At 76.7% G+C, this 24,698-nt stretch carries 18 protein-coding genes and 1 pseudogene; 12 read left to right on the top strand and 7 right to left on the bottom strand.

Annotated elements, in window-relative coordinates:
- Window positions 1–174: 174 nt before the first annotated feature.
- Both IHE55_RS01765 and IHE55_RS01760 read left to right on the top strand, forming a co-directional pair.
- On the top strand, window positions 175–1,584 hold the full coding sequence (locus IHE55_RS01765; RefSeq protein ID WP_197987396.1) for a phosphoribosyltransferase family protein: 1,410 nt from the start codon (window positions 175–177) through the stop codon (window positions 1,582–1,584).
- A 24-nt stretch (window positions 1,585–1,608) separates the two neighbouring features.
- A complete protein-coding gene (locus tag IHE55_RS01760) occupies window positions 1,609–1,878 on the top strand; it encodes a DUF1876 domain-containing protein (RefSeq protein WP_197987395.1) in 270 nt (89 codons plus the stop codon).
- Window positions 1,879–2,792: 914 nt separating this feature from the next.
- Here the strand turns inward: IHE55_RS01760 and IHE55_RS01755 are convergent.
- The 4 genes from IHE55_RS01755 to IHE55_RS01740 form a co-directional block, all read right to left on the bottom strand.
- A complete protein-coding gene (locus IHE55_RS01755; RefSeq protein WP_197987394.1) occupies window positions 2,793–4,169 on the bottom strand; it encodes a DMT family transporter in 1,377 nt (458 codons plus the stop codon).
- Between the two features lie 619 nt (window positions 4,170–4,788).
- Window positions 4,789–6,366 carry a bifunctional phosphatase PAP2/diacylglycerol kinase family protein gene (locus IHE55_RS01750; protein WP_197987393.1) on the bottom strand — a complete coding sequence of 526 codons (1,578 nt, stop codon included), beginning with the start codon at window positions 6,364–6,366 and terminating at the stop codon, window positions 4,789–4,791.
- 56 nt (window positions 6,367–6,422) lie between these two features.
- Window positions 6,423–7,199, bottom strand: coding sequence for an AfsR/SARP family transcriptional regulator (locus tag IHE55_RS01745; protein WP_197987392.1), 777 nt, complete (start codon window positions 7,197–7,199; stop codon window positions 6,423–6,425).
- A gap of 505 nt (window positions 7,200–7,704) precedes the next feature.
- The gene (locus tag IHE55_RS01740) at window positions 7,705–8,715 is read right to left on the bottom strand and encodes a DUF3048 domain-containing protein (RefSeq protein WP_372442603.1); all 1,011 of its coding nucleotides are present in this window, start codon (window positions 8,713–8,715) and stop codon (window positions 7,705–7,707) included.
- A gap of 226 nt (window positions 8,716–8,941) precedes the next feature.
- On the opposite strand from IHE55_RS01740, the gene IHE55_RS01735 reads away from it, so the two are divergent.
- The 9 genes and pseudogenes from IHE55_RS01735 to cobM all read left to right on the top strand — a co-directional run bounded on the left by IHE55_RS01735 (window position 8,942) and on the right by cobM (window position 20,575).
- Window positions 8,942–9,112: a hypothetical protein gene (locus IHE55_RS01735; RefSeq protein WP_197987391.1), complete on the top strand. Its 171-nt coding sequence runs from the start codon at window positions 8,942–8,944 to the stop codon at window positions 9,110–9,112.
- A gap of 1,094 nt (window positions 9,113–10,206) precedes the next feature.
- Window positions 10,207–11,548 (top strand): annotated as a pseudogene (locus IHE55_RS32930) (cytochrome P450 family protein).
- A gap of 228 nt (window positions 11,549–11,776) precedes the next feature.
- The gene (mutA, locus tag IHE55_RS01725) at window positions 11,777–13,666 is read left to right on the top strand and encodes a methylmalonyl-CoA mutase small subunit (RefSeq protein WP_197987390.1); all 1,890 of its coding nucleotides are present in this window, start codon (window positions 11,777–11,779) and stop codon (window positions 13,664–13,666) included.
- Window positions 13,663–15,858, top strand: coding sequence for a methylmalonyl-CoA mutase (scpA, locus tag IHE55_RS01720; protein ID WP_197987389.1), 2,196 nt, complete (start codon window positions 13,663–13,665; stop codon window positions 15,856–15,858). Before mutA ends, scpA begins: the two co-directional genes overlap by 4 nt.
- Window positions 15,848–16,891, top strand: coding sequence for a methylmalonyl Co-A mutase-associated GTPase MeaB (meaB, locus tag IHE55_RS01715; RefSeq protein ID WP_197987388.1), 1,044 nt, complete (start codon window positions 15,848–15,850; stop codon window positions 16,889–16,891). Before scpA ends, meaB begins: the two co-directional genes overlap by 11 nt.
- Window position 16,892: 1 nt before the next feature.
- Entirely contained in the window at window positions 16,893–17,726 is an 834-nt protein-coding gene (locus IHE55_RS01710; protein WP_197987387.1) for a (2Fe-2S)-binding protein, read from the top strand.
- Between the two features lie 115 nt (window positions 17,727–17,841).
- Window positions 17,842–18,252, top strand: a complete 411-nt coding sequence (locus tag IHE55_RS01705) for a PPOX class F420-dependent oxidoreductase (RefSeq protein ID WP_197987386.1) — start codon at window positions 17,842–17,844, stop codon at window positions 18,250–18,252.
- A gap of 240 nt (window positions 18,253–18,492) precedes the next feature.
- Window positions 18,493–19,716, top strand: a complete 1,224-nt coding sequence (gene cbiE, locus IHE55_RS01700) for a precorrin-6y C5,15-methyltransferase (decarboxylating) subunit CbiE (protein ID WP_197987385.1) — start codon at window positions 18,493–18,495, stop codon at window positions 19,714–19,716.
- 85 nt (window positions 19,717–19,801) lie between these two features.
- Window positions 19,802–20,575, top strand: coding sequence for a precorrin-4 C(11)-methyltransferase (gene cobM / locus IHE55_RS01695; RefSeq protein ID WP_197987384.1), 774 nt, complete (start codon window positions 19,802–19,804; stop codon window positions 20,573–20,575).
- 205 nt (window positions 20,576–20,780) lie between these two features.
- Here the strand turns inward: cobM and IHE55_RS01690 are convergent, their stop codons facing one another.
- Together IHE55_RS01690 and IHE55_RS01685 are read right to left on the bottom strand one after the other, a co-directional pair.
- Entirely contained in the window at window positions 20,781–21,383 is a 603-nt protein-coding gene (locus IHE55_RS01690) for a carbohydrate binding domain-containing protein (protein ID WP_197987383.1), read from the bottom strand.
- A gap of 345 nt (window positions 21,384–21,728) precedes the next feature.
- The gene (locus tag IHE55_RS01685; protein ID WP_307826458.1) at window positions 21,729–22,862 is read right to left on the bottom strand and encodes a cobalt-precorrin-5B (C(1))-methyltransferase; all 1,134 of its coding nucleotides are present in this window, start codon (window positions 22,860–22,862) and stop codon (window positions 21,729–21,731) included.
- 236 nt (window positions 22,863–23,098) lie between these two features.
- Here IHE55_RS01685 and IHE55_RS01680 point away from each other — a divergent pair, with 236 nt between their 5' ends.
- A complete protein-coding gene (locus IHE55_RS01680) occupies window positions 23,099–23,863 on the top strand; it encodes a cobalt-precorrin-6A reductase (protein ID WP_197987381.1) in 765 nt (254 codons plus the stop codon).
- A gap of 185 nt (window positions 23,864–24,048) precedes the next feature.
- Here IHE55_RS01680 and IHE55_RS01675 read toward each other — a convergent pair whose 3' ends face one another.
- Window positions 24,049–24,462, bottom strand: a complete 414-nt coding sequence (locus IHE55_RS01675; protein WP_197991717.1) for a MarR family winged helix-turn-helix transcriptional regulator — start codon at window positions 24,460–24,462, stop codon at window positions 24,049–24,051.
- Window positions 24,463–24,698 lie beyond the last annotated feature (236 nt).

The raw sequence follows: 24,698 nt of genomic DNA, 5'->3' as shown, positions 1-24,698 counted from the left end.
CGCCCGGTACGGACCCGTCCGCCCGGCACGGCCCGGCGGACCCGCCCCCCGGTACGGCCCGGCGGCCCCGGCCTCCCGGCCACCGGCCGTCCGCTTGCCAAACCGGGCACTTTCGGTTTGATTCGGAAGGGTAGGCGGTGACGAACGCTTCTCTCCCCGGGTTGGGGGCGCACCATGTTGTTCACCGACCGCGCGGACGCCGGGCGCCGGCTCGGCGCCCGCCTGCAGGATCTGCGCACACAGGACCCGGTGGTGGTCGGGCTGCCGCGCGGCGGGGTGCCGGTCGCGTACGAGGTGGCCGGGGCCCTCGGCGCACCCCTCGACGTCATCCTCGTACGCAAGCTCGGCGTGCCCTACCACCGGGAACTCGGTTTCGGGGCCATCGGCGAGGGCGGGGCCCGGGTGATCCACGACGACATCGTCCGGATGAGCCGGGTGGACGAGGACGACCTGGCGGAGGTCGAGCGGAGCGAGGCCGCCGAACTCGCCCGCCAGGCCCGACGGTTCCGCGGCGGCAGACCGCGTGTCGACCTCCGGGACCGCACCGTGGTGGTGGTGGACGACGGCATCGCCACCGGCGCCACCGCGGAGGCGGCCTGCCGGGTCGCCCGGGCGCAGGGTGCCCGGCGCGTCGTCCTCGCGGTGCCGGTCGCGCCGCCGGGTGCGGCCGGGGCGCTGCGGGAACAGGCCGACGAGGTGGTGTGCCTGAGCACCCCGGAGAGCTTCTTCGCGGTGGGGGAGTGGTACCAGGACTTCGACCAGACCCCGGACGAGACGGTGATCGAGCTGCTGGCCCGGGCCTCGGCGGCCTTGGGCGCGGACCCGGCCGGGGACCGCGCGGCGGCCGGCGGGCCCGGCGGGGACCACGCGCCGGACGCCGGTGGCCACGGCGAGGGCCTGGCGCCCGGCGCCGGAGGCCCCGGCCCGGCGGCCGGCGGGCCGATGGCGGCCGAACGTCCGGCCGACGGCGAGCACCGCATCCCCGTCGAGGACGGAACGGTGTGGCTCCCCGGGGACCTCCTGGTGCCCGAGCACGCGCCGCTGGTCGTGGTCTTCGCGCACGGCAGCGGCAGCAGCAGGCGCAGCCCGCGCAACCGCGAGGTGGCGCGCACCCTCAGCACCGCCGGGTTCGGCACCCTCCTGTTCGACCTGCTGACCCCCGAGGAGGAGATCGACCGCACCAACGTCTTCGACATCGGGACGCTCGCCCGCCGGCTCGGCGAGGTCAGCCACTGGGCGCGGCTGCGGCTGCGGCTGCCGGTCGGCTACTTCGGCGCCAGCACCGGGGCGGCCGCGGCGCTGCGCGCGGCGGCCGAGCCGGACGCCGAGGTCTCCGCCGTGGTCTCCCGGGGCGGCCGCCCCGACCTCGCCGGGGACCGGCTCGGCGCGGTCCGGGCACCGACCCTGCTGATCGTCGGCGGCCGGGACGAGACGGTCCTCGACCTCAACCGCCAGGCGCAGGCCCGGCTCCGGTGTGAGAACGACCTCGCCGTGGTACCCGGTGCCGGACATCTCTTCGAGGAGCCCGGGGCCCTGCGCGCGGTGTCCGACCTCGCGCTGGAGTGGTTCCGCGCGCATCCTTGAAGCACAGGCCAGGAGGTGGTTGCCATGGAGACGATCGTCGGATGCAACATCGAGATGGAGTTCCACGAGATGGACGCCAAGACCGAGGCGGCCGTGCGGGTGCGACTCCACGACGGAACCGAACTGAAGGCCCACGGCGTCACCCACCGGCACCCCGACGACCCGGCGCAGCAGCGGGTCGGTGAGGAGATCGCCGCCGCGCGGGCGCTGAACGACCTCTCCAAACAACTGCTCGACAAGGCGGGCGTGGACATCGAGGAGGTCACGCACCTGCACGCGCACCTCTCGCGGTGACGCCCTCGTCTCGCGGCGTGCCCCCGGGAGGCGCCGACGCGGGCCGTGGAACGCGTCGCGCGGGCGTGTGAGGCGACGCCCGCGCGCGGAGGGCGGGCGTGTGGGTGCGCGGGCGAGGCCGCCTGGGTAGGTGGGCGAGCGTGCGCGGGCGAGGCCGCCTGGGTACGCGGCGCCGGCGGACGCGTCGCAGGGGTGCGTACGTAGGCGGGCGGGGGCGGCGGTCGCCTTCGTCCCTGACGCGCGGCGGGCGACCGGCGGCGGCGAGGGGCACTTCGTTCGGGGGCGCTCGTGCTCGTGCCATGCGGCTGCGGTGCTCCGGGTGCCGGGCCCCGGGTGGCAGGAGCACCCTGCGGCCGGTGGTGTGGTCCCCGTGCCGGTACCGGTTTCCCGGACCGGCGCCCGGTTCGGTTTTCCGGTCCGGCGCCCCGGTTCCGGCCCGGTGCCGGTTCGGGTTACCGAGCGCCCGGTGCGGCGCCTGTTCCGGACGGGACCCGGGTTCGCCACGGGCCGGCCTCGGGGTGGGTACGGCCCGGCCTCGGGAGCAGACGGGGACGGACGGCCTCGGGATGGATACGGACGGCAGCCCGGCCCGTTGCGGCCGAAGCCGCCCCCCGCCGCGTGTCCTCGCCGCCCCCGCCCCGTGCCGGTCGCCGTTCCTGTCGCCGGTCCGGGGGCCACGTCGCCGCCCCCGCCCGCGCCCATAACCGCTTCCGCGCCGCGCCGGTCCAGGGCCGCCGCGGCGCGCGTCGTGCCGTCGGATCGCGTGACCGCGTGCCGGCCCCCCGTGCCCCGCTCGCGAGGGCCTCGCTGCGCGCCGCCCGGGGCAGCGTGTCCGGCGGTTCGGGCGCCCGCGTCCACGCGGGTCCGCGAGCCCGCACGGGTCCGCGCGTCCGCGGGTCCGTGCGTCCGTGGGCTCAGCGGGGCCGGGGGCCGGTGCCCGTACCGCCGCCGTCCCGTCCGTCAGCTCCGGTGCGTACCGGTCCGAGAGGGGTGCCGCGGACCGCCCGGGCCCGCCGTGCCGGGACCACGGCCGAGGCTCCGACGACCGGACCGGCGGTCACCCGGGGCGGCGCCACCGGGCCGAGGACGGTGGGCCGCACCACGGTGGACAGCAGCCGTACCGGGCTCACCCCGGTGAACGCCGCGGCGGGCCCGGTGCCGGAGCCGGCCGGGAACCCTCCGATGTCCGCGGGGCCGGTGCCGGCGGACCTCACCCGGCGTACCACCGCGGGCCGGGCGGCCGGGACCACGGCGCCCCCGGCCGTGCCCGGACGGGCGCGGGCACCGGCCGTTGCACGGCCGGCCGCCGTCGCACCGCCGGCCGGCCCGGAGGACCGGCCGGCGTCCGCGGTCCGCTCCCGCGTACCGTGCGCGCCCGCCGGTTCCGCGTCGCCGGCATCCGCCCCGGTGCACCGGGCGGCGCCCGGTGCACCCGCGCCGCCCTCGTCCGTGGTGCCGGCCGCCTCCCGCGCGCCGTGCGCGGCCAGCAGCACCAGCCCCGCGCCCGCCACCGCGGCGGCCAGTACCGCCGTGGCCGCCCCTGCCGCCCCGTGGCGGAAGTGCTCCCCGAGCGCGGTCAGCCCGACGGCCGTCGCCACCACCGGATTGACCACGGTGGCGGTGGCCAGCGGCGCGGCGAGCCCGGTGCCCCGGTAGGACGCCTGGGAGAGCAGGACACCCGCCCCGGAGAGCACTCCGATCATGACCAGGCTGGGCAGCGCGTCGCCGGTCCAGGACTCCCACGACCAGGAGAGGGCGACGTTCTTGGTGAACACCGACGAGATGCCGAAGGCCGTGCCCGCCGCGGTCGCCAGCAGCACGCCGCGCACCGCGGGCCGCCGTACCCCGCGCGCCACCGCCGCCAGGAGGGCGATGGCGCCGACCGTGACGGCACCCACCGCGATCCACTCGCCGTCCGCCAGCGCCTCGGCGGGCGCGGAACCGGTCAGCGACAGCAGGCCGGCGAGCCCCGCGGTGGCCAGCAGCGCCCCGCGCCACCCGGCGGCGCCCACCTTCCGCCGGACGAACACGGCGGCCATCGGCAGCGCGAAGACGATGGTGAGCGCGCCCAGGGGCTGCACCACGCTGAGCGGCCCGTAGGCCAGCGCGAGCACGTGCAGCACCGCACCGGCCCCGTTGAGCGAGACCGCGCCCCACCAGCCGCGCCGGCGCAGCGGGGCGGTGGCACCCTGCGGGGCGGTCGCCGCCACCCGCTCCTGGAGTATGGCCCCGGCCGCGTAGCAGACCGCCGAGACCAGGGCCAGCAGCACGGACAGCGCGAGGGCGGTCACCGCCGGACCAGCCGCGGCGTCAGATCATCGGTCATACCCCAACGATGCCCACTCCCCGCCCCCGCGTCGTCGTACCTGAGCACCCACTTTCACGTACTGCCGCGGGAGTACGGGGGCACCCGGTGTACACCGGCCGACCGGCACGGGCGGGCAACGACCGGTCGGCACCACGGGACCGGGCTCCCGGCCCGGCGCCCGCCGCCCCGGCACACCAGGACCCGGCTCCCACCCCGCGCCCGCCGCCCCCGGCGGCGATCCGTGCCGGGCGGGGGCACCGTACGGTCCGCCCGCGCCCCACCGCACACGACCTGCGAGGGGCACCCGGCACGCGCCCGCGGCGCACACGGCGCACCCGACGCACGGCGAACGAGGCGCGCACGCTGTGGAGTTGCCGGGCCGTTCACGGCGTACGTGGCCCGCTCCCCACCGCACACGACCTGTGAGGGGCGCACGACACGCGCCTGCCGCGGCACACGGCCACGCTGGGCCAACGGGACGCGCCCGCTGCGGGGTTGCCCGGCCGTTCACGGCGTACGCGTCCCGCGCCCCGGCGCACGCGGCACGGTGCGCGCCCGTCACGGCACCTGCCCCGGGCCGACGGCCGCGCGGCCCGTTGGCCTCAGCTGCCGGTCACGTCCGGGGGCACCGGGGTGACGTCGGGCCGCAGCCGGCGGGCGGCCTCGGCCGCCGCGCGGGCGGTCTGCAGCACCTCGTTGCGGACCGCCGCCGGGCGGTAGACGGTGAGTGCCGCCGGGAGCTTGTCGATCACCAGCGCGTCCGGTGCCCGGAACACCTCGCCGTCGTGCGCCCGCACGTCCACGTCGTGCAGGCCCGACAGCCGCAGGCGCCGGACCTGTACCGAGGTGTAGACGTGGGAACGGCCCAGGGTGCCGGTGAGCGCGGCCAGCACCAGCCGCGTGCGCGCCAGCCGCGGTTCGCTGTCCACCACCCGCACGTCCAGCAGCCCGTCGTCCAGCCGCGGCCGGTAGGCAGGCGCGAACCCCTCGGGCGCGTACCGGCCGTTGCCCACGAACAGCAGCCAGGGCCGGTGCGGGCGGCCGTTGATCTCGATGCTCATCGGCTCGCCCTCGCGCAGTACCCGGGCCAGCGCGACGGCCGCGGCCGGCCACTTGCCGAGCCGCTTCTCCAACCCCTCGCGGATGTGCACGAGTTCGGGGTAGAGCCCGATGCCGAAGGTGTTGACGAACGGGATGGGACGGCCGGGCCGCCCGTCGGTCGGCGTGGCCCGCGCCAGGTCCACGGCGATGGCCTCGCCCTGGGTCACCGCGTACGCGGTGTCCTCGATGTCCGGCACCCCGACGTCCAGGGCGAAGTGGTTGAGGGTGCCGCCGGGGAAGACGGCCAGCGGCAGCCGGTGCTCGGCGGCCACCGCCGCCGCGGCGTTGACGCTGCCGTCCCCGCCGCAGACGCCCAGCGCGCCGCCCGCCTCGGCGGCGCGGCGGGCGGCCTGCCCCAGCAGCGCGCCGAGGTCGTCGTCCGGGCCGTACTCGACGGTCTCGGCGCCGGGCAGCAGGGCGCGCAGCCGTTCGGCCGGGGAGAGCACCGGGACCGGCCCGGTCCCGGCGGTGGAGTTGACCACGATCACCAGCCCGCGGCCCTCGGGCAGCGCCGGCGCCGACACATGGCGCGGGGCCTGGGCCGGGACCTGGGGGCGCGGCGGCCACCAGCGGCGGGTGAGCGCGGCGGCGCCGACGCCCAGCACGATGCCGGCCAGCACATCGCTGGGGTAGTGCACCCCGACGTAGACCCGGGAGGCGGCGACCCCGGCCGCCACGGGGGCGACCACCGCGCCGTAGCGGGTGGACTCCAGGGCGACGCCGGCGGCGAACGCGGCGGCCGAGGCGGAGTGCCCGGAGGGGAACGAACTGCTCACCGGCTGACGCACCGGCCGGCGGATCAGCGGCACCGCGTCGACGAGCGGCCGCCGGCGGTCCACGGTCCACTTGGCCACGGTGTTGGTGACCAGGGACGCGGCGGCGAGCGAGCCCACGCCGCGCAGCGCGGCCCGGCGCGCGGTACGGCCCCCGACGGTGGCCAGTACGGCGGCCGTGCCGAACCACAGCAGGCCGTGGTCGGCCGCTCTGCTCAGCCGGGGGAGCACCGGGTGGGCCGCGCGCAGCCGGCCGGCCGCCACCCGGGCGAAGAGGCGTCTGTCCAGCTCGGCGAGGTATCCCATGGCCTGAGCATCCTACGCCGCCCGCCCCGCCCGGCGGCTGCCGGGGCGCGCCGGGTTCAACCGGCCAGGGCCGCCGCCCGGTCCAGCAGCGCCTCGTCCGCCGCCAGCACCGCGCGATGGGTGTGCTGGAGCGCCCGGCACGGCTCCAGGCCCAGCTCGTCGAGGATCGCCCGGCGCGCGGACTGGAAGACCTTCAGCGCCTCCGCCTGGCACTCGGACCGGTAGAGGGCGACCATCAACTGCCGGTAGAAGTTCTCCCGCAGCGGGTGCTCGGCGACCAGGGCGTACAGATAGGGCACCAGCCGGCGGTGCTGGCCGAGCGCCATCCGGGAGGCGACGAGGGTGTCGATCGACTCCAGCCGCAGCTCGTCCAGCCAGACCGCGAAACCGCCGACGATCGGGCCGTCACGCATCCCGCTGAGCGCGGGGCCGCGCCACAGCCCCAGGGCCGTCTCCAGCGTCGCGGTGGCCTCCGCGTGCCGCTCCGCCTTCGCCAGGGCGCGGCCCTCCTCGGCCAGCGCCTCGAAACGGTGGAGGTCGAACTCGTCGGTGCCAAGGCGCAGGCAGTACCCCGGTGGCTGGGTGACGATCGGACCGGCGGTGCCGGGCCGGTGCAGGAACTTGCGCAGCTGCGACACGTAGACGTGGAGACCGGCGAGGTAGCGGCGCGGCGGGGCGTCCCCCCAGATCTCGGTGACCAACTGCTCGACCGACACCTCCCGGTCCGCGCGGACCAGCAGGGTGGCCAGCAGCAGCCGCACCTTGTGCGCCCTGACGGAGATGGTTTCCGGGCCGTCCACGACACGCAGCGGCCCCAGTATTTCGTACCTCATCCACATCCCCCACTGTCTTCCCCGCCCATTCCGGGACCGGTCGGTGGTCTTCCCGGAATGAACACGTCACCGGACGCCATTCTTGTGGAATTTCCGAAGCGCTCGGACAATTCTCGGCGAATGGGCCCGGTGCAGGCTGAAACCCCCCACAGGTCAGCTTCTCGCATGATATACCGAGCCCGGCGCGCGGCGGCAAGGCGCGGCCCCGGCGGCGGGCTGCCGACGGGTTTTTGATTAATACATCAATTATCCGTTCCCATTTGGCCGCGGTCATTCACGCGCATCTCGCCGGGGTGTTTTGAACCGCCGGCCCGGCGGGTCGGTGAACGGCTCCGAGAACTGAGAAATCCGCAGGTCGGCGGGCGGGGCGGGGCGCCCGGGCAACGGGCCGCCCGTGCCGCCCGGGGCGGATCCGTGCGGCGTACGCCCCTGGTAAGGGCCGGCCGTGCCGGACAGGCGCGACCGACGGGTGATGCGCCGCCCGGGGTACGCGGCCCGGGCGCGGTCACCACGGCGCGAAGACCACCCACACCGGGCCGGCGGCGAAGTTCAGCCGGTCACCGCTCTCGGTGGTGAACTCGGTGCCGTCCCCGGCGTCCGGCCGCTGCCAGCGCGCCGGGTAGGACCTGCCGTCGCGCAGCACCAGCGCGGTGCCCGACCCGGTCGTCCGGGTGAGCGGTGAGACGTTGCCGAACTTGTCGCGGAAGTGCGAGTCCGCGATGTCCACGTACTGGACGACCACCGTCGCGGCGGCCAGCCGCCCGCCGTCGGTGGTGACGGCCGGTTCGCCGTCCATCGACACCAGCCACCGTCTCCGCTCCGGCGACCAGCTGAACGCGACTTCGGCCGCCGGGTACGTCACCCGCCGCACCCGGGTCTCCCGCCCGCCGGAGGGGGCGGGGCCGAACCGGAAACCGATGTCCGGCGCATCGTCGGCACCGGGCGCGTGGCGCAGCGCCGCGGCCGGGCGGACGTACAGGTTGTGCGGCGCCGCCCGGTTGTCGCTCCGCTCGTAGGCGTCCTCCGCCCGGCCGGGCGGCAGCGGGTGGAGCGGGGCGTCGTCGATGGCCGGCTGGAGCTTGGCCTGCACCCCGGAGTAGGCCAGCGCGGGACTGCCGTACTGGCGCAGCAGGTCCAGGTCGGTCTCCCGGGCGCTGCGGACGGGCCCGACGGAGGGCGGCAGCCGGGACGAGAAGACCGCCATCAGCCGGGTCAGCCCGCCCTCCACCTGCTCGACGTAGACCACATCGGCCCGGCCCACCCCGGTCTGCGGCCGGGCGGGACCCACGTTGTCCACCTTCACCGCCAGCACCGGCCCCGGCTCGGCCGCCTCCCCGGTCAGCGGCGACCTGCCGTCGCCGTCCCCGCCGTCCCCGCCGTCACCGCCGCAGGCGGGCACCGCCGCCAGCAGCACGGCCGCCAGCAGCCCGAGCAGCCGCCGGGTACCGGCGCCCCCGGTGCGTTCGCCCCGCACGGTCCTCACCCCTTCCGGGTCGAGCCCTGCGGTCCAGCTCACCACGTGCGGCGGCACCGTGCACCCCCGCCCGCCGCCGTCCGGGTGTGATCACGCCCGGACGGCGGCGGCGGAGAACCGGCGCGCGCCGGCGGGATGGTGTCGCTAATCTGGGGCGCAACGGATCGCCACAGCGTCCGAAGTGTTCCCCTGATCAGCCCTACCGGGCGTGCGGCGCCCGGTGACGCGTGCGTCGGCACGATCCGGTCCCGACACGAAGGAGTGTGCGGTGACTCCCGAGAAGACCCCGCGCAGCGACCTGGCCGCGGAGCGCGACCAGCGCCCCGCCAGACAGGACGAGCTCGGCACCCTTGAGGTGTGGGCCCGCTCCGCGCCCATCCGGCTCGCCGGCTACGAGGACGACCTCGCCGAACCGCACATCCTCCAGGGCGTGGACTGACCGCCCCCGGTACACCGGCGGGACGCCGGGCGCTCCACCGCGATCCCGGCGGGCCGGGCCCCCGCGCACGGATCGGCCCGGTGCCCGCCAGGACGTCCGGCCCGACCGCGCGGCAGCACTCCGGTGGAGGCCCCGCGCCGGGCCGGCGACGGGGAGGGCGAGCGGTGACCTGACGTCCGAGCGATGCCCGGACGTCCACCGCGCCGGTCTCCCGCCTCCGCGTATCGGCGCCCTGCGTATCGGCGTGCTGTCCACCGGCGTGCTGCCGACCGTTGTGCCGTGCACCCCGGCTTCCTGCGGACCGGCGGGCTGTGTGTGCCCCCGGCGTCCGGTGGACCGGCGCGCCGTGCCCGGCCGTCGCCGAGTGGACGGGCACGTCACGGGACCCGGGGTACGGCCGCCCGGGGCAGCGCATTCCGCGTCCGGTCGGCGCGACCGCACCGGCTGCCCGCACACCGAGGCATCCACGGACGTACCACCGGACGTTTCTCCCGCCCGCGCGCCGTGCGCGCGCTCGACCTGCCCGTCCCGGACCACACCCGACGCGGCCGTCCCGGGCCACACGACCTGCCCCTCCCGCGCCTCGCCGTACCTCACGCGCCGCGTCGTGTCTCCGCGCCGCTCGGGGGATGTACGGGTGCTGGACACCTTCCGTGTCAAGGCACGTGGGCCCGGTTTCACCGATTGGCAACTTGCTGCCGTAGCGGAAGCTGTCGCGCCGCTGTGTGGTTCGTACGATCCGGAGGGTGCGTACCCGAGCCGGCGCGGGCCGCCGGTGACCGGCGCCGGGTCCGCGGACCCGGCCGGGGAGCCGCGAGCGGCCTGTCCGGACCGCCGGGTGCGCCACCCGCCGTGCCCGCCCCGGTACGCGGCGCCCGAGGCGCCGCGACCCCCTTAACCGCCCGCCGGCGGGGGAGGGGCGGCGGAGGGACGAGGTGGCCCCGGACGGGGGTCGGGGCCACCCCGCAGGCGGCGTCGGGAGATCCGGCGCCGCCTCGGCGTCCCGGCCCTTCGTAGCAACGGACCGCGCGGCGGACGGGGCCGCCCGCCGTCCCGGGGCGGCCGTCCGGCGGGCGGTCATAGAGTCGTCGGTCATGGAGAAGAGCGCCGCCCCCCGGGCCCCGGAACCCATCGACGCCGCCACCCTGATCGCCGATCCGTACGCCGCCCTCGCCCGGCTGCGTGAGGCCGGCCCGGTGCACCGGGTCCGTCACCCGGACGGCCGCACGGCCTGGCTGGTGACCCGGTACGACGACGTCCGGCAGGCGCTCGCCGATCCGCGGCTCGCCCTGGACCGCCGGCACGCCCTGCCCGGGAACTACCAGGGTTTCTCACTGCCACCCGCGCTCGACGCCAATCTGCTCAACATGGATCCGCCGGACCACACCCGGGTCCGGCGGATGGTGGTGAAGGCGTTCACCACCGGCCGGGTGGAGGCGATGCGTGAGCCCGTCCGGCGGCTCGCCGACGAACTGCTGGACGGCATCGCCGCCGACGGCGGCGGGGACCTGATCGCCCGCTACGCCGCGCCGCTGCCCATCACGGTGATCTGCGACCTGCTGGGCGTCCCCCGCCGCGACCGCCCGGACTTCCGCGCCTGGACCGACGCCATGATCACCCCCGATCCGCAGCGGCCGGAGGAGACCCGGGAGGCCGTCGGCCGGATGCTGCGCTTCTACACCGGGCTCATCGCCACCAAGCGCGCCGACCCGGGCGACGACCTGCTCTCCGCCCTGATCGCGGTCCGCGACGACCCGTCCGCCGCCGCGGCGGACCCCGCTGGCCCCGGCCCCTCCGGATCTTCCGGCCCCGACGGCCGACCGGGCCCCGCGGACCCCGGCCCGGCCCCGACGGCCGACCGGGCCCCCGCCGGGTCCCCTGCCCGCCGGCGGCGACCGGCTCACCGAGGACGAGCTGACCTCGCTCGCCTTCCTCATCCTCTTCGCCGGCTACGAGAACACCGTCCACCTCATCGGCAACGCCGTCCTCGCCCTGCTCGACCGCCCCGATCTGCTGCGGCGGCTGCGCGACGAGCCGGAGCGCGTCGCCGCGGCGGTGGACGAGTTCGCGCGCCACGACGGCCCCGCGCCGCTGGCGATCCGGCGCTTTCCGCGCGAGGACGTGGCGATCGGCGGGGTGACCGTGCCCGCGGGCGAGACCGTGCTGCTCTCGCTGGCATCCGCGAACCGCGACCCGAGGCGCTTTCCGGAGGCGGACCGCCTCGATCCGTTTCGTGGCCATTCCGGGCATCTTGCGCTGGGCCACGGTTTCCATTACTGCCTGGGCGCCCCGCTGGCCCGGATGGAGACCGAAATCGCGCTGACGGCGCTGCTGGAGCGGCTGCCGGGGCTCGCGCTCGCGGTACCCCGGGACGAATTGCGGTGGCGGCCCTCGATCCGGGCCCGTGGCTTGATCTCGCTGCCGGTCATCTGTTGAACCTGGAAGCGAACACCTTTCTGGTGCATGACCACCGCGGCATGCGGTAAAAAGGTCCTCGTGCCTGCCCGGTGTGCATCCCCCGTCGCACCGGGCAGGCCGCTCCATTTCCGGGCGGCCGGACCGCCGCCCGGGCCCGGCGCGGGGTATGTGCCCTGGTCAACGAGTTGAAGGTCACAGCGGAACCCTCTGCTCCCGCTTTAGCGCGGCCCACTAGCCTGTCCCACCATGACGGTCCTCCCCGACGGGCTTCCCCTGGCCGCCGAGTTCCCGGACGCGACCCGGGAACAATGGCAACACCTCGTAGAAGGCGTACTGCGCAAGTCCGGTACCACGGATGTCTCCGGCGCGGACGCCGAAGAAGCGCTGGCGACCGCGCTCCAGGACGGCGTCTCCGTACGCCCCCTGTACACCGCGCAGGACGCTCCCGGCGACGCCGGGTACCCGGGCTTCGCCCCGTACGTCCGCGGTGCGCGCCCGGAAGGCGCCACCCTCTCCGGCTGGGACGTACGCCAGCGGCACACCCACCCCGATCCCGCACGCACCAACGCGGCGGTCCTCGCCGACCTGGAGAACGGGGCCTCCTCGGTGTGGCTCGCGGTCGGTGACGGCGGCGTGCCGGCCGACGCGCTCGGTCAGGCCCTCGACGGCGTGTACCTCGACCTGGCGCCGGTGGTGCTGGACGCCGGAGCGGACTTCGACGCCGCCGCCCGCGCCCTGCTGCGGCTGTACGCCGACCGCCGGGTGCCGCCGCACGCCGCCCTCGGCAACCTCGGCGCCGACCCCTTCGCGCTCGCCGCCCGCACCGGCCGCCACGCCGACCTCCCCGGCCACCTGACCGCCGCCACCGAGCTGGCGCAGCTGGCCGGCCGCGACCACCCCGGGGTGCGCGCGTTCACCGTGGACGCCCTGCCCTACCACGAGGCCGGCGGCTCCACCGCCGAGGAGCTCGGCTGCTCGCTGGCCGCCGCGGTCGCCACCCTGCGCGCGCTGACCGGGGCCGGACTCACCGTGGACCAGGCGTGCGCCCAGCTGGAATTCCGCTACGCCGCCACCGCCGACCAGTTCCTCACCATCGCCAAGCTGCGCGCCGCCCGCCGGCTGTGGGCCCGGGTCGCCGAGGTGTCCGGCGCGGCCGGACCGCACGCCGCGCAGCGCCAGCACGCGGTGACCTCGGCGGTGATGATGACCCGCCGCGACCCGTGGGTGAACATGCTCCGCACCACGGTCGCCGCCCTCGCCGCCGGGGTCGGCGGCGCCGACGCGGTCACCGTGCTCCCCTTCGACCACGCGATCGGCCTGCCGGACGACTTCGCCCGCCGGATCGCCCGCAACACCTCCACCATCCTGTTGGAGGAGTCCCACCTGGCGCGGGTCATCGACCCGGCCGGCGGCTCCTGGTACGTGGAGCGGCTCACCGACGAGGTGGCCCACGCCGCCTGGGCCTGGTTCCAGGAGATCGAGCGCGCCGGCGGCATGGCGAAGGCGCTGGAGAGCGGCCTGGTCGCCGACCGGCTCGCCGCCACCTGGGAGCGCCGCTCCCGCGACCTGGCGCGCCGCAAGGAGCCGATCACCGGCGTCAGCGAGTACCCGAACCTCGCCGAGCAGCCCGTGGTCCGCGAACCCGCCCCCGGAACCGGGACCGGCCGGGGGCTGCCCCGGGTGCGCCGGGACGAGGCGTACGAGCGGCTGCGGGCCCGCGCCGACGCCGCCCTGGCGGCCGACGGCACCCGCCCGAGGATCTTCCTCGCCGCCCTGGGCCCGGCCGCGGCCCACACCGCCCGCGCCGCGTTCACCGCCAACCTCTTCCAGACCGGCGGCATCGAGGCGGTGCACGACCCGGTGACGGTGACCGCCGGCACCGTCGCCGAGGCGTTCGCCGCCAGCGGCGCCGCGGTGGCCTGCCTGTGCTCCAGCGACGCGCTCTACGCCGAGCAGGCCGTCGAGGTCGCCCGGGAGCTGAAGGCCGCGGGCGCGCGCCGCGTCTACCTGGCGGGCCGCCCGGGCGAGGCCCGCGAAGAGCTGGAGCGGGCCGGGGTGGACGCCTTCGTCCACGCGGGCTGCGACGCGGTCGAGGTCCTCACCTCGGCTCTGGACATCATGGGAGTGGCGCGATGATCCCCGACTTCACCTCCGTCGAGCTGACCGGGACCGACCCGGCGCCGGACGGCGCGGCCTGGCGCGACGCGGTCCGGGAGAGCACCGGCAAGGACATCGACGACCTGGTGTGGGACACCCCCGAGGGCATCGGGGTCAAGCCGCTGTACACCGGCGAGGACCTGGCCGGGGTGGACTTCCTGGGCACCTACCCGGGCATCGCGCCCTACCTGCGCGGCCCGTACCCGACGATGTACGTCAACCAGCCCTGGACGATCCGGCAGTACGCCGGCTTCTCCACCGCCGAGGAGTCCAACGCCTTCTACCGCCGCAACCTCGCGGCCGGCCAGAAGGGGCTGTCGGTCGCCTTCGACCTGCCCACCCACCGGGGCTACGACAGCGACCACCCCCGGGTCACCGGCGACGTCGGCATGGCCGGGGTCGCCATCGACTCCATCTACGACATGCGGCAGCTCTTCGACGGCATCCCGCTGGACCGGATGAGCGTGTCGATGACGATGAACGGGGCCGTGCTGCCGGTCCTGGCGCTCTACATCGTCGCCGCCGAGGAGCAGGGCGTACCGCCCGAGAAGCTGGCCGGGACCATCCAGAACGACATCCTCAAGGAGTTCATGGTCCGCAACACCTACATCTATCCGCCGCAGCCCTCGATGCGGATCATCTCCGACATCTTCGCGTACACCTCGCAGAAGATGCCGCGGTACAACTCCATCTCCATCTCCGGCTACCACATCCAGGAGGCCGGTGCCACGGCCGACCTGGAGCTGGCCTACACCCTCGCGGACGGGGTGGAGTACCTCCGCGCCGGCCTGGCCGCCGGGATGGACGTGGACGCCTTCGCGCCCCGGCTGTCGTTCTTCTGGGCGATCGGCATGAACTTCTTCATGGAGATCGCCAAGCTGCGCGCGGCCCGGCTGCTGTGGGCCAAGCTGGTCAAGCAGTTCGACCCGAAGAACCCCAAGTCGCTCAGCCTGCGCACCCACTCGCAGACCTCCGGCTGGTCGCTCACCGCCCAGGACGTGTTCAACAACGTCACCCGCACCTGCGTGGAGGCGATGGCCGCGACCCAGGGCCACACCCAGTCGCTGCACACCAACGCCCTCGACGAGGCGCTGGCGCTGCCCACCGACTTCTCCGCCCGGATCGCCCGCAACACCCAGATCCTGCTCCAGCAGGAGTCCGGGACCTGCCGGGTCATCGACCCCTGGGGCGGCAGCGCGTACGTGGAGAAGCTCACCCACGACCTCGCCCGCCGTGCCTGGCAGCACATCGAGGAGGTCGAGGCGGCCGGCGGCATGGCCAAGGCGATCGACGCCGGCATCCCCAAGCTGCGCGTGGAGGAGGCCGCCGCGCGCACCCAGGCGCGGATCGACTCCGGCCGCCAGCCGGTGATCGGCGTCAACAAGTACCGGGTGGACAGCGACGAGGCCATCGAGGTCCTCAAGGTGGACAACTCCGCCGTCCGCGCACAGCAGATCGACAAGCTGCGCCGGCTCCGCGCCGAACGCGACGAGGCCGCCTGCCAGGACGCGCTGCGCGCGCTCACCGCGGCCGCGGAGTCCGGCCCGGGCACCGGGCTGGAGGGCAACCTGCTGGCGCTCGCGGTGAACGCCGCCCGCGCCAAGGCCACCGTCGGCGAGATCTCCGACGCCCTGGAGAAGGTGTACGGACGGCACGCGGGCCAGATCCGTACCATCTCCGGTGTGTACCGAGAAGAGGCAGGACCGTCCTCGTCCGTGGAGCGGACCCGCGCGCTGGTGGACGAGTTCGAACAGGCCGAGGGGCGCCGCCCGCGCATCCTCGTCGCCAAGATGGGCCAGGACGGCCACGACCGCGGCCAGAAGGTGATCGCCACCGCCTTCGCCGACCTGGGCTTCGACGTGGACGTCGGCCCGCTGTTCCAGACGCCGGAGGAGGTCGCGCGGCAGGCCGTGGAGGCCGATGTGCACATCGTCGGCGTCTCCTCGCTCGCCGCCGGCCACCTCACCCTGGTGCCGGCGCTGCGCGAGCAGCTGGCCGCGGCCGGCCGGGAGGACATCACCATCGTGGTCGGAGGTGTCATCCCGCCGCAGGACGTCGAGCCGCTGCGGGAGATGGGCGCCGCCGCCGTCTTCCTGCCCGGCACGGTCATCCCCGACGCCGCCCACGACCTGGTCCGGACGCTCGCCGCCGACCTCGGCCATGAGCTGTGAGCCGAAGCGCCCGGCGGGGGACCGGGCGGCCCGTCCGGCCGGCCGGCGGATAGACGTCGACGCCTACGCCAAGGGCGTGCTCGACGGGTCCCGCGCCCACATCGCGCGGGCCATCACCCTGGTCGAGTCCACCCGGGCCGACCACCGCGCCCTGGCCCAGCGGCTGCTGATCGACCTGCTGCCGCACACCGGCCGGGCGCGGCGGGTGGGGATCAGCGGCGTGCCCGGGGTGGGCAAGTCCACCTTCATCGACGCCCTGGGCACCCTGCTCACCGGGCTCGGCCACAAGGTGGCGGTGCTCGCCGTCGACCCGTCCTCGACCCGCACCGGCGGCTCCATCCTGGGGGACAAGACCAGGATGGAGCGGCTCGCGGTGGACCCGGCCGCCTTCGTCCGCCCCTCGCCCAGCGCCGGCACGCTGGGCGGGGTGGCCCGGGCCACCCGCGAGTCGATGGTGGTGATGGAGGCGGCCGGCTACGACGTGATCCTCGTCGAGACGGTGGGCGTCGGGCAGTCCGAGACCACCGTCGCCGGCATGGTGGACACCTTCCTGCTGCTCTCCCTGGCCCGCACCGGCGACCAGTTGCAGGGCATCAAGAAGGGCGTCCTGGAGCTCGCGGACGTCGTGGCCATCAACAAGGCCGACGGCCCGCACGAACGGGACGCCCGGTCCGCCGCCCGCGAACTGGCCGGCGCGCTGCGGCTGCTGCAGCCGGCCGACGCGCCGTGGAACCCGCCGGTCCTCACCTGCAGCGCCCGCGAGGGCACCGGACTGGACACGGTGTGGGAGCGGGTGGAGCAGCACCGCAGGGTGCTGGAGAGCACCGGCGCGCTCGCCGCCAAGCGCCGTGACCAGCAGGTCGAGTGGGTCTGGTCGATGGTGCGGGACCAGCTGCTGGCCCGCTTCCACGGCCACCCCGAGGTGCGCCGGCTGGGCCCGCTGCTGGAGCGGCAGGTCCGGGACGGCACACTGACCGCCACGCTCGCCGCCGACCGGCTGCTGGAGGCCTTCGGCACCGCGGCGGACGACTGAGATGACGGTGGACGCGGCCCTCGGCGCCGCCGGTGCCGTGGGCCCGTTCTTCGCCGTGCGCACCGGACCGCCCGGACCCGGCGGCCCGCGCGCGGAGGGCTACGTCCCGCTGGCCGAGGCCTACGGGCCGCCCGCCCTCCCCGGTCCGCGGCGGGAGGGGGAGGAACGGGCGCCGGCCGCCGTGCGGTCGGGCCCGGCCGCCGCCACCCCGCCCGCCGGTCCGCCGGCCGTACTGGTCCGGCGCATCGACGCGGTCCGGGCGGGCACCGGCGCCGGCGAGCGCCGGGTCGCCGCCTCCCTCGCCTTCCAGGGGCTCGCCGCCCGGCTGTGGTCCGTCGCCCTCGGCCCGGCCGCCCTCACCGGCCAGGTGCCCGGCCTGCCCCCGGACGCCGTGTGGTGGAACCCGGACCGGACCGCCCCGGACGACCTCTGGCTGCCGGAACCGGCCGTGCCGGCCGGCGGCGCGGGCGACGCCGCGCGGCGCTTGCGCGGCGCCGTCCTCCACGGCCACCTGCTGCCGCTGCACCGCGCCACCTGCCTCGCGGCACGGGTCTCCGGCGCGCTGCTGTGGGGCAACGCCGCCTCGGCGCTCGCCGGTTCGCTCCGCGTGCTCCACGGCTGGTGCCTGGCCGAGGGGCGGCCCGAGGCCGCGGAACGCGCCCGGACGGCGGTGACGGCGCTGCTCGGCGAACCACCGCTGCGGGCGGCCGGACACTGGCGGCAGGGCCCGGAGCGGGACTTCCGGCGGCGCAGCTGCTGCCTGTACTACCGGGTCCCGGGCGGCGGACTCTGCGGGGACTGCGCCCTGCGGCGGCCCCCGCGCCGGCCGGCCTGACGCGGGGCACCGGCCGGTACGCGCCCCGGGGCTGTGGCGGGCGCACCGCGGAGGGGAACCCCGGCGCGGCGCAAGGAGATCGACGCCGGGTGCCGGACCCTCTAGGGTCGCGCGTATGACGGTTACCTTCGGCGAACGGGCCCGCAGGCTCCTGGACGACCCCAACCCCGCGGTGCTGGCCACGGTCAACCCCGACGGCAGCCCCCAGACCTCGGTGGTGTGGGTCACCCGGGAGGGCGACGACCTGCTCATATCCACCCAGGAGGGCCGGCGCAAGGAGCGGAACGTCGTCCGTGACCCGCGGGTGAGCCTGACCGTCTACGACCCCCGGGACCCGCTCCGCTACCTGGAGGTGCGCGGGACGGCCACCGTCACCGAGGACCACGGGCGGCAGGTGGCCGTCCGGGTGGCGGAGGAGTACGAGGGGGAGGGCGCCGGCGAGGAGTACCGGCAACTGCCCCCGGAGGTCGTCCGGGTGGTGATCCGGATACGGCCCCGGCGGGTGGTGGGGACCGCCGCGGACTGACCCGCCGGGCGCTCCCCCTCTGGCGCCGGCGGCGGAGGGGACGCCGGGCCGGGTGCGCCGCCCGTCGGGCCGGCGCGCCCCCGCGGGCGGGTGCCGGCGGTGCCCGGCCCGGTGGAGCGCATCCCGGCAGCGGGCCGTCCGGGGGTCCGAAGTAGAGTGCTCGTCGCTGTCCTTGCCCCGCCACCGGACCGGCCGCGCACCGTGCCGGAATCCGGCGACACCCAGTGAAGAGGTATCACCGTGAGCCCCGCCCGTCCCGCAGTGACCGTCGTGGGCATCGGGGCCGACGGCTGGTCCGGGCTGGGCGCCGCCGGCCGCGAGGCGCTGTGCGACGCCGAGGTGGTCCTCGGCGGTCCGCGCCAGCTGGCGCTGCTGCCCGACGGGTGCACCGCCGAACGCGTCCCCTGGCCGTCCCCGCTCCGCCCCGCCGTCCCGGGGCTGCTGGCCGCGCACGCGGGGCGGCGGATCGCCGTCCTCGCCAGCGGCGACCCGATGTTCTTCGGCATCGGGCGGACGCTGGCCGAGCTGCTGGGCCCGGAGGAGCTGCGGGTGCTGCCGCACCCCTCGTCCACCTCCTACGCCTGCGCCCGGCTGGGCTGGGCGCTGGAGGAGACCGAGGTGGTCAGCCTGGTGGGACGGCCCCGGGCGGCGCTGACCGCCGCGCTGTACCCGGGTCGCCGGCTGCTGGTGCTCAGCGCCGGTGCCCACACCCCGGCCGAGGTGGCCGCGCTGCTGCGCGACCGCGGGTACGGCGGCAGCCGGATGCAGGTCCTGGAGCAGCTCGGCGGGGCGGCCGAGCGCCGCCTCGACGGCACGGCGGCCGACTGGCCGCACCCGCCCGGTGACCCGCTCAACCTCGTCGCCGTGGAGTGCGCCGCCGACCCGGGCACGCCGCCGCTGTCCACCGTCCCCGGGCTGCCGGACGACGCGTACGAGCACGACGGCCAGCTGACCAAGCGTCACGTCCGGGCGGCGACCCTCGCCGCCCTGGCGCCGCGCCCCGGCGACCTGCTGTGGGACGTCGGCGGCGGCTCCGGCTCCATCGCCGTGGAGTGGCTGCGCGCCCACCGGTCCTGCCGGGCGGTGAGCGTGGAGCGCGACCCGGTACGGGCGGAGCGCATCGCGCGCAACGCCGAGACCCTGGGCGTCCCCCGGCTGCGGGTGGTCACCGGCGCCGCCCCCGGCGCGCTCGCCGGACTGCCCGCCCCCGACGCGGTGTTCATCGGCGGCGGCCTCACCGCACCGGGGCTGCTGGACGCCTGCTGGGCGGCGCTGCCCGCCGGCGGACGGCTGGTCGCCAACACCGTGACCCTGGAGTCGGAGGCGCTGCTCGCCGAGCGGTACCGGCGGCACGGCGGGGAACTGGTACGGCTCGCGGTCGCCCGGGCCACGGCCGTCGGCGGCTTCACCGGGTGGCGGCAGGCCATGCCGGTCACCCAGTGGGCCGTGGTCAAACCGGAGTGAGCCCCGACCGCCCGGCGGGGCGGCGGGCGGCCGCGGACCGCCGGCCGCCCGGGCGCCCTGCCACGCAACGGCCTGAGGAGAGAACATGACCGTGTACTTCATCGGCGCGGGCCCCGGCGCCGCCGATCTGATCACCCTGCGCGGCGCGCGCACCCTGGCCCGCTGCCCGGTCTGCCTGTACGCCGGCAGCCTGGTCCCGGCGGACCTGCTCGCCGAGTGCCCGCCAGGGGCACGGCTGGTGGACACCGCGCAGCTCAACCTCGACCAGATCACCGAGGAACTGGTGCGCGCCCACGAGGCCGGACAGGACGTGGCCCGCCTGCACTCCGGTGACCCGTCGGTGTTCTCCGCCGTCGCCGAGCAGATGCGGCGGCTGGAGGCGGCCGGCGTCCCCTACGAGGTGGTGCCGGGCGTGCCCGCGTTCGCCGCGGCCGCGGCGGCGCTGAAGCGGGAACTCACCGTCCCCACCGTCGGCCAGACCGTCATCCTGACCCGGATCGCCCAGCAGGCCACCCCGATGCCGGCCGGCGAGGACCTGGCCACCCTGGGCCGCAGCGGGGCGCTGATCGTGCTGCACCTCGCGGCGCGCTACGTGGACCGGGTGGTGGCCGAACTCCTGCCGCACTACGGTGCCGACTGCCCGGCCGCGGTGGTGGCGATGGCCAGCCGCCCCGACGAACTGGTGCTGCGCGGCACCCTGGACTCCATCGCCGGACAGGTGAAGGCGGCGGGCGTGGTGCGGACCGCGGTCATCGTCGTCGGCCGCACCCTGGGCGCGGAGCAGTTCCCGGACAGCCACCTGTACTCGGCCGACCGGGACCGTCCGCACGCCCCGTGCGGGCCCGCCGCACGGGGCTGACCGGCTGAGGCCGGCGGCCGGCGGGAAGGTGCCGGAGCACCGCGCCCGGCCGGTACCGGCCACCCCGCCCGGCGGGCGCGCCGGTCCGCCGGGCGGCCGGTCACGGGCCTGTCGGGAGGCGGCACCGGGCAGGACCCGCCGCCGGCAGCCGCGAGCCGCCGGCCGGCCGGCTCGGTCCTCCGAGCCGGGGGCCCGGCGGCCCGGCTCACCCCTCCGTGACGGGGGTGAGCGAGAAGTTGTCCAGCGCGATGTCGTACGCCGGTCCCGAGGTGCCCAGCTGGAGACCGACCGACACATCGGAGACCGACCGGTGGAGGGTGATGGTCAGCTCCACGCGCCGGGTCTCCGGGGTCAGGACGATCGCGTTGTCCCACTCGGGGATGTACTGCCCCTGGAAGGTGTAGACGGAGGCGATGGCCGCCACGTCCCGGGACGTACGGGCGTCGAAGGACAGCGTGTACTGCTGCCCGGCGGTGAACGCCAGGCCGTCGTGGCGGATGGACCGGTCCCAGGACGGCACGCCGCCGGGTTCGCCGTCGGCGCGGCCGGTGGGCACCCGCGCCACCAGCTCGCCGTTTTCGACCCGCACGTCGATGTCGTTGCCTCCCCAGGGGTCGGGCCGGCCGTTGTCGAAGGTGGTGTTGCCGAACATCTCGGTGCCGGCCGTCCCGGCGCCTGCCGACCCGTCGGCGCGGGCGGTGCCGGAGGTGACGAACGACCCGTCGGCGTGGGCGGCGCCGGAGGCGGCGAGCGGCAGCGCGAGGGCCGCCGCGGCGAGGGCCGGCACCAGGGTGCGGAGGACTCTCATGGGTTCGATCCTTCTCGTTCAGCGGCGTCGGCCGGTGTCGGTCGGACGGTGGAACGCCGAAGGCATGCCCAGCCGGACACCCCGTTGATCCTTTTGGCAAGTTCCTGACATCGCGCGGGTGTGCGCGAGCGCCGCCGGATGTCCCCGGGCATCGCCGGGCGTCCGCGAGCGCCGCCCGGCGTCATCGGGCGCAGTCGGGGGCCGCCGCGGCAGACCCGGCGCCCGGGACCCCGGGGCCGCCCGGCCCTGGGGCCACGCCGCCGCGGCCCCCGCCCGCCCCGCCCGGTCCCGGACGTGCGGCCCGCCGGCCCGCCGGGCCGCACGGGGCCGGCGCGCCTTGCGGGGTCAGCGCGGGCCGCGCGCCTCGGCCCGGCCGACGACGGTGCCGGCCCGGTCGATGCAGATCACGTCCACCGTGACCGGGGCGCCGCGCAGCACACCCAGCGCCTGGTCGCGGGCGGCCTCGGCCACCAGGTCGCCGAGCGGGACGCCGCGGGCCGCGCACAGCTGCACCGTCTCCAGGCCGGTGTTGGCACCCGCCACCGCGGCGGCCAGCTCCTCGTCCGCCCCGCCGCGGCGCGCCAGCCCGGCGAGGAAGCCCTTGTCCACCTGGGAGCGGGAGGAGTGCAGGTCCAGGTGGCCGGCGGCGAGTTTGGAGAGCTTGGCGAAACCGCCGGCGATGGTGAGCCGGTCCACCGGATGGCGGCGCAGGTACTTCAGCACCGCGCCGGCGAAGTCCCCCATGTCCAGCAGCGCGTCCTCCGGCAGGCCGTGCACGGCGACCGCCACCTTCTCCGAGGTGGAGCCGGTGCACCCGGCCACATGCCGGCGGCCCGCCGCGCGCGCCACGTCCACCCCGCGCCGGATGCTGTCGATCCAGGCCGAGCAGGAGTACGGCACCACCACGCCGGTGGTGCCCAGGATCGACAGGCCGCCCAGGATGCCCAGTCGCGGGTTCCAGGTGCTGCGGGCGATCTCGGCCCCGTTGTCCACGGAGATCTCCAGCTCCACGTCCCCGCCGGCCCCGAACCGGGCCGCCACCTCGGCGACGTGTTCCCGCATCAGGCGCCGCGGCACCGGGTTGACGGCCGGTTCGCCGACCGGGAGCGGCAGGCCGGGCCGGGTGACCGTGCCCACCCCGGGGCCGGCCCGGAAGACCACCCCGCTGCCCGCCGGCAGCGGCCGGACGGTGACCCGGACCAGTGCGCCGTGCGTCACGTCCGGGTCGTCCCCGGCGTCCTTGACCACCGCGGCCATCGCGGCCCGGCCCGGCTCCAGCCGCTCCTCGGCGAGCGCGAACGCCGGACGCTGCCCCTTGGGCAGGGTGATGGTCACCGGGTCGGGGAACTCCCCGCCCAGCAGGGCCGTGTACGCCGCGGTGGTGGCCGCGGTGGCGCACGCCCCGGTCGTCCAGCCGGACCGCAGCCCGGTACGGGCCAGTTGCGCCTCGCGCCCGCCGCTCACCGATGCCTCAGCCACCGCAGGCACCGCCGTCCCGGCGCGCGCCGCCGCCGGCCGCCGGCCCGCGCCCCCGGCGGCCGGTCCGCCCCGGCGGTTTGGCATGATCCAGGCGTGCCGCGCACCGGTACGGCGCCGCACCGCGGTACGGCAGGCCGTCGCCGAGGCCCCGGGGACCGGCGGCCGGACGGCGGGTCCGGGCGGCGCGCGCCACCGGGCCGGGCACCGGCCGGCATCCGCACCACGAGAGGTTCCAGATGACCGACGTCCCCACCGGGGCCCGCCATGTGCTCATCCTGGGCGGCACCACCGAGGCCCGCCGGCTCGCCGCGCGGCTCGCCGACGAGCCGCGGCTGCGCGTCACCAGCTCCCTGGCCGGCCGGGTCGCCGAGCCCCGGCTCCCGGTCGGCGAGGTCCGCGTCGGCGGCTTCGGGGGGACCGAGGGGCTGGCCCGGTGGCTGTGCGAGCACCAGGTGGACGCGGTCATCGACGCCACCCATCCTTTCGCCGGAACGATCAGTTTCTATGCGGCGCGGGCCGCCGCATCGGTCCATGTTCCCCTGCTGGCGCTGCGCCGCCCCGGCTGGGTCGCCGGTCCGGGGGACCGCTGGCACCACACCGACTCGCTGGCCGGGGCCGCCGCGCTGCTGCCGGGCCTCGGGGAGCGGGTCTTCCTCACCACCGGCCGGATGGGACTGGCGGCCTTCGCGCACCTGACCGGCCCCTGGTTCCTGGTGCGGTCCGTCGACGCCCCCGAGCCGCCGCACCCGCCGCGGATGGAGGTCCTGCTGGACCGCGGCCCGTTCACCGTGGCGGGCGAGGCCGGACTCCTGCGCCGGCACCGGATCGACGTCCTGGTGACCAAGGACAGCGGCGGCGCGGCCACCGCCGCCAAGCTCACCGCGGCCCGGGAGGCGGGCATCCCGGTCGTGGTGGTGCGCCGGCCGCCGGTGCCCGAGGGCGTACCGGTGGCCGAGGACCCGGCCGGGGCCGCGCGCTGGCTCCGTACCGTTCTGGGCTGAACCTCCCGCCAGGGCCGGTCCGCCCGCCGTGGCCCCGGTCGCGTCCGCCACGCTCCGGGCCCGCGGGCGGCCCCGGTTCCGCCCGCCGTGGCCGGCCCCGCGGGGTCCGGTCCCGCCGGCGCCCGGACGGAGCCCGACGCGGCGGACGCGGGGGACGGCGGCGCGGACGCGGCGGACGGCGCCGGTCAGCCGTCCTCCTCCTCGTCACCGCCCACGGCGTCCTCGTAGGCGCGCAGCGTCGCCACGAACATCCGCCGCTGCTCCGGGGTGAGCGGCGCCAGCGCCCGGCGCCAGGCGTCCGCCCCCCGGGAGAGCCAGCCGGACACCGCCGGCCGCGCGGTCCCGGTGAGGCCGACGATGCGGCGGCGCCGGTCGGCGGGGTCCTCGCGGCGCTCCAGGACGCCCTTCCGGCTCAGCTCGCCCACCATCAGGCTCACGGTGGTGGGGGCCACCTCCAGCCGGGCCGCCAGGTCGTTCACCGTCATCGGCCCGTCGAAGAGCAGGTACGACAGCAGGGAGAGGTGGCGCGGCGCCAGGGCGAGCGACCGCAGCTCCTCCGGTGGCCGCAGACGCTTGGCCCGCCCGACCATCCGGGGCATCAGCAGCAGCAGCGCCCGGACCGCCTCGTCCACATCGGGGCCCGGCCCCGCCGTCCGCTCCGGTCCGCCCCGGCCGTCCGCCCGGCCCGGCCCGGAGCCGCCGTCCGTGCGGTCCGGTCCGCCCGCTCCGCCGGCCCGTTCCTCGGCGGCGGCACCGGTCCGCTCCCCGGCGGCACGTCCGTGCGATGGGTGCTCCGTTGACATCGGCCACCCCTCCATTTAGCTTTGCATCGAAA

Origin of the sequence: Streptomyces pactum (assembly GCF_016031615.1) — a bacterium.
In the GTDB taxonomy this organism is placed as follows: Bacteria; Actinomycetota; Actinomycetes; order Streptomycetales; family Streptomycetaceae; genus Streptomyces; species Streptomyces pactus.
The sequence above is the reverse complement of the archived record's forward strand: the minus strand, read 5'-3'. Positions and strand labels throughout refer to the sequence as shown.

Bases quoted from the DNA above. Each gene is read 5' to 3' on its own strand.
- IHE55_RS01765 (WP_197987396.1), top strand. From the start codon at position 175: ATGTTGTTCACCGACCGCGCGGACGCCGGGCGCCGGCTCGGCGCCCGC.
- scpA (WP_197987389.1), top strand. From the start codon at position 13,663: ATGATCCCCGACTTCACCTCCGTCGAGCTGACCGGGACCGACCCGGCG.
- IHE55_RS01705 (WP_197987386.1), top strand. From the start codon at position 17,842: ATGACGGTTACCTTCGGCGAACGGGCCCGCAGGCTCCTGGACGACCCC.
- cobM (WP_197987384.1), top strand. From the start codon at position 19,802: ATGACCGTGTACTTCATCGGCGCGGGCCCCGGCGCCGCCGATCTGATC.
- mutA (WP_197987390.1), top strand. From the start codon at position 11,777: ATGACGGTCCTCCCCGACGGGCTTCCCCTGGCCGCCGAGTTCCCGGAC.
- IHE55_RS01745 (WP_197987392.1), bottom strand. From the start codon at position 7,199: ATGAGGTACGAAATACTGGGGCCGCTGCGTGTCGTGGACGGCCCGGAA.
- IHE55_RS01675 (WP_197991717.1), bottom strand. From the start codon at position 24,462: ATGCCCCGGATGGTCGGGCGGGCCAAGCGTCTGCGGCCACCGGAGGAG.
- IHE55_RS01760 (WP_197987395.1), top strand. From the start codon at position 1,609: ATGGAGACGATCGTCGGATGCAACATCGAGATGGAGTTCCACGAGATG.
- IHE55_RS01680 (WP_197987381.1), top strand. From the start codon at position 23,099: ATGACCGACGTCCCCACCGGGGCCCGCCATGTGCTCATCCTGGGCGGC.
- IHE55_RS01710 (WP_197987387.1), top strand. From the start codon at position 16,893: ATGACGGTGGACGCGGCCCTCGGCGCCGCCGGTGCCGTGGGCCCGTTC.
- IHE55_RS01690 (WP_197987383.1), bottom strand. From the start codon at position 21,383: ATGAGAGTCCTCCGCACCCTGGTGCCGGCCCTCGCCGCGGCGGCCCTC.
- IHE55_RS01750 (WP_197987393.1), bottom strand. From the start codon at position 6,366: ATGGGATACCTCGCCGAGCTGGACAGACGCCTCTTCGCCCGGGTGGCG.
- meaB (WP_197987388.1), top strand. From the start codon at position 15,848: ATGAGCTGTGAGCCGAAGCGCCCGGCGGGGGACCGGGCGGCCCGTCCG.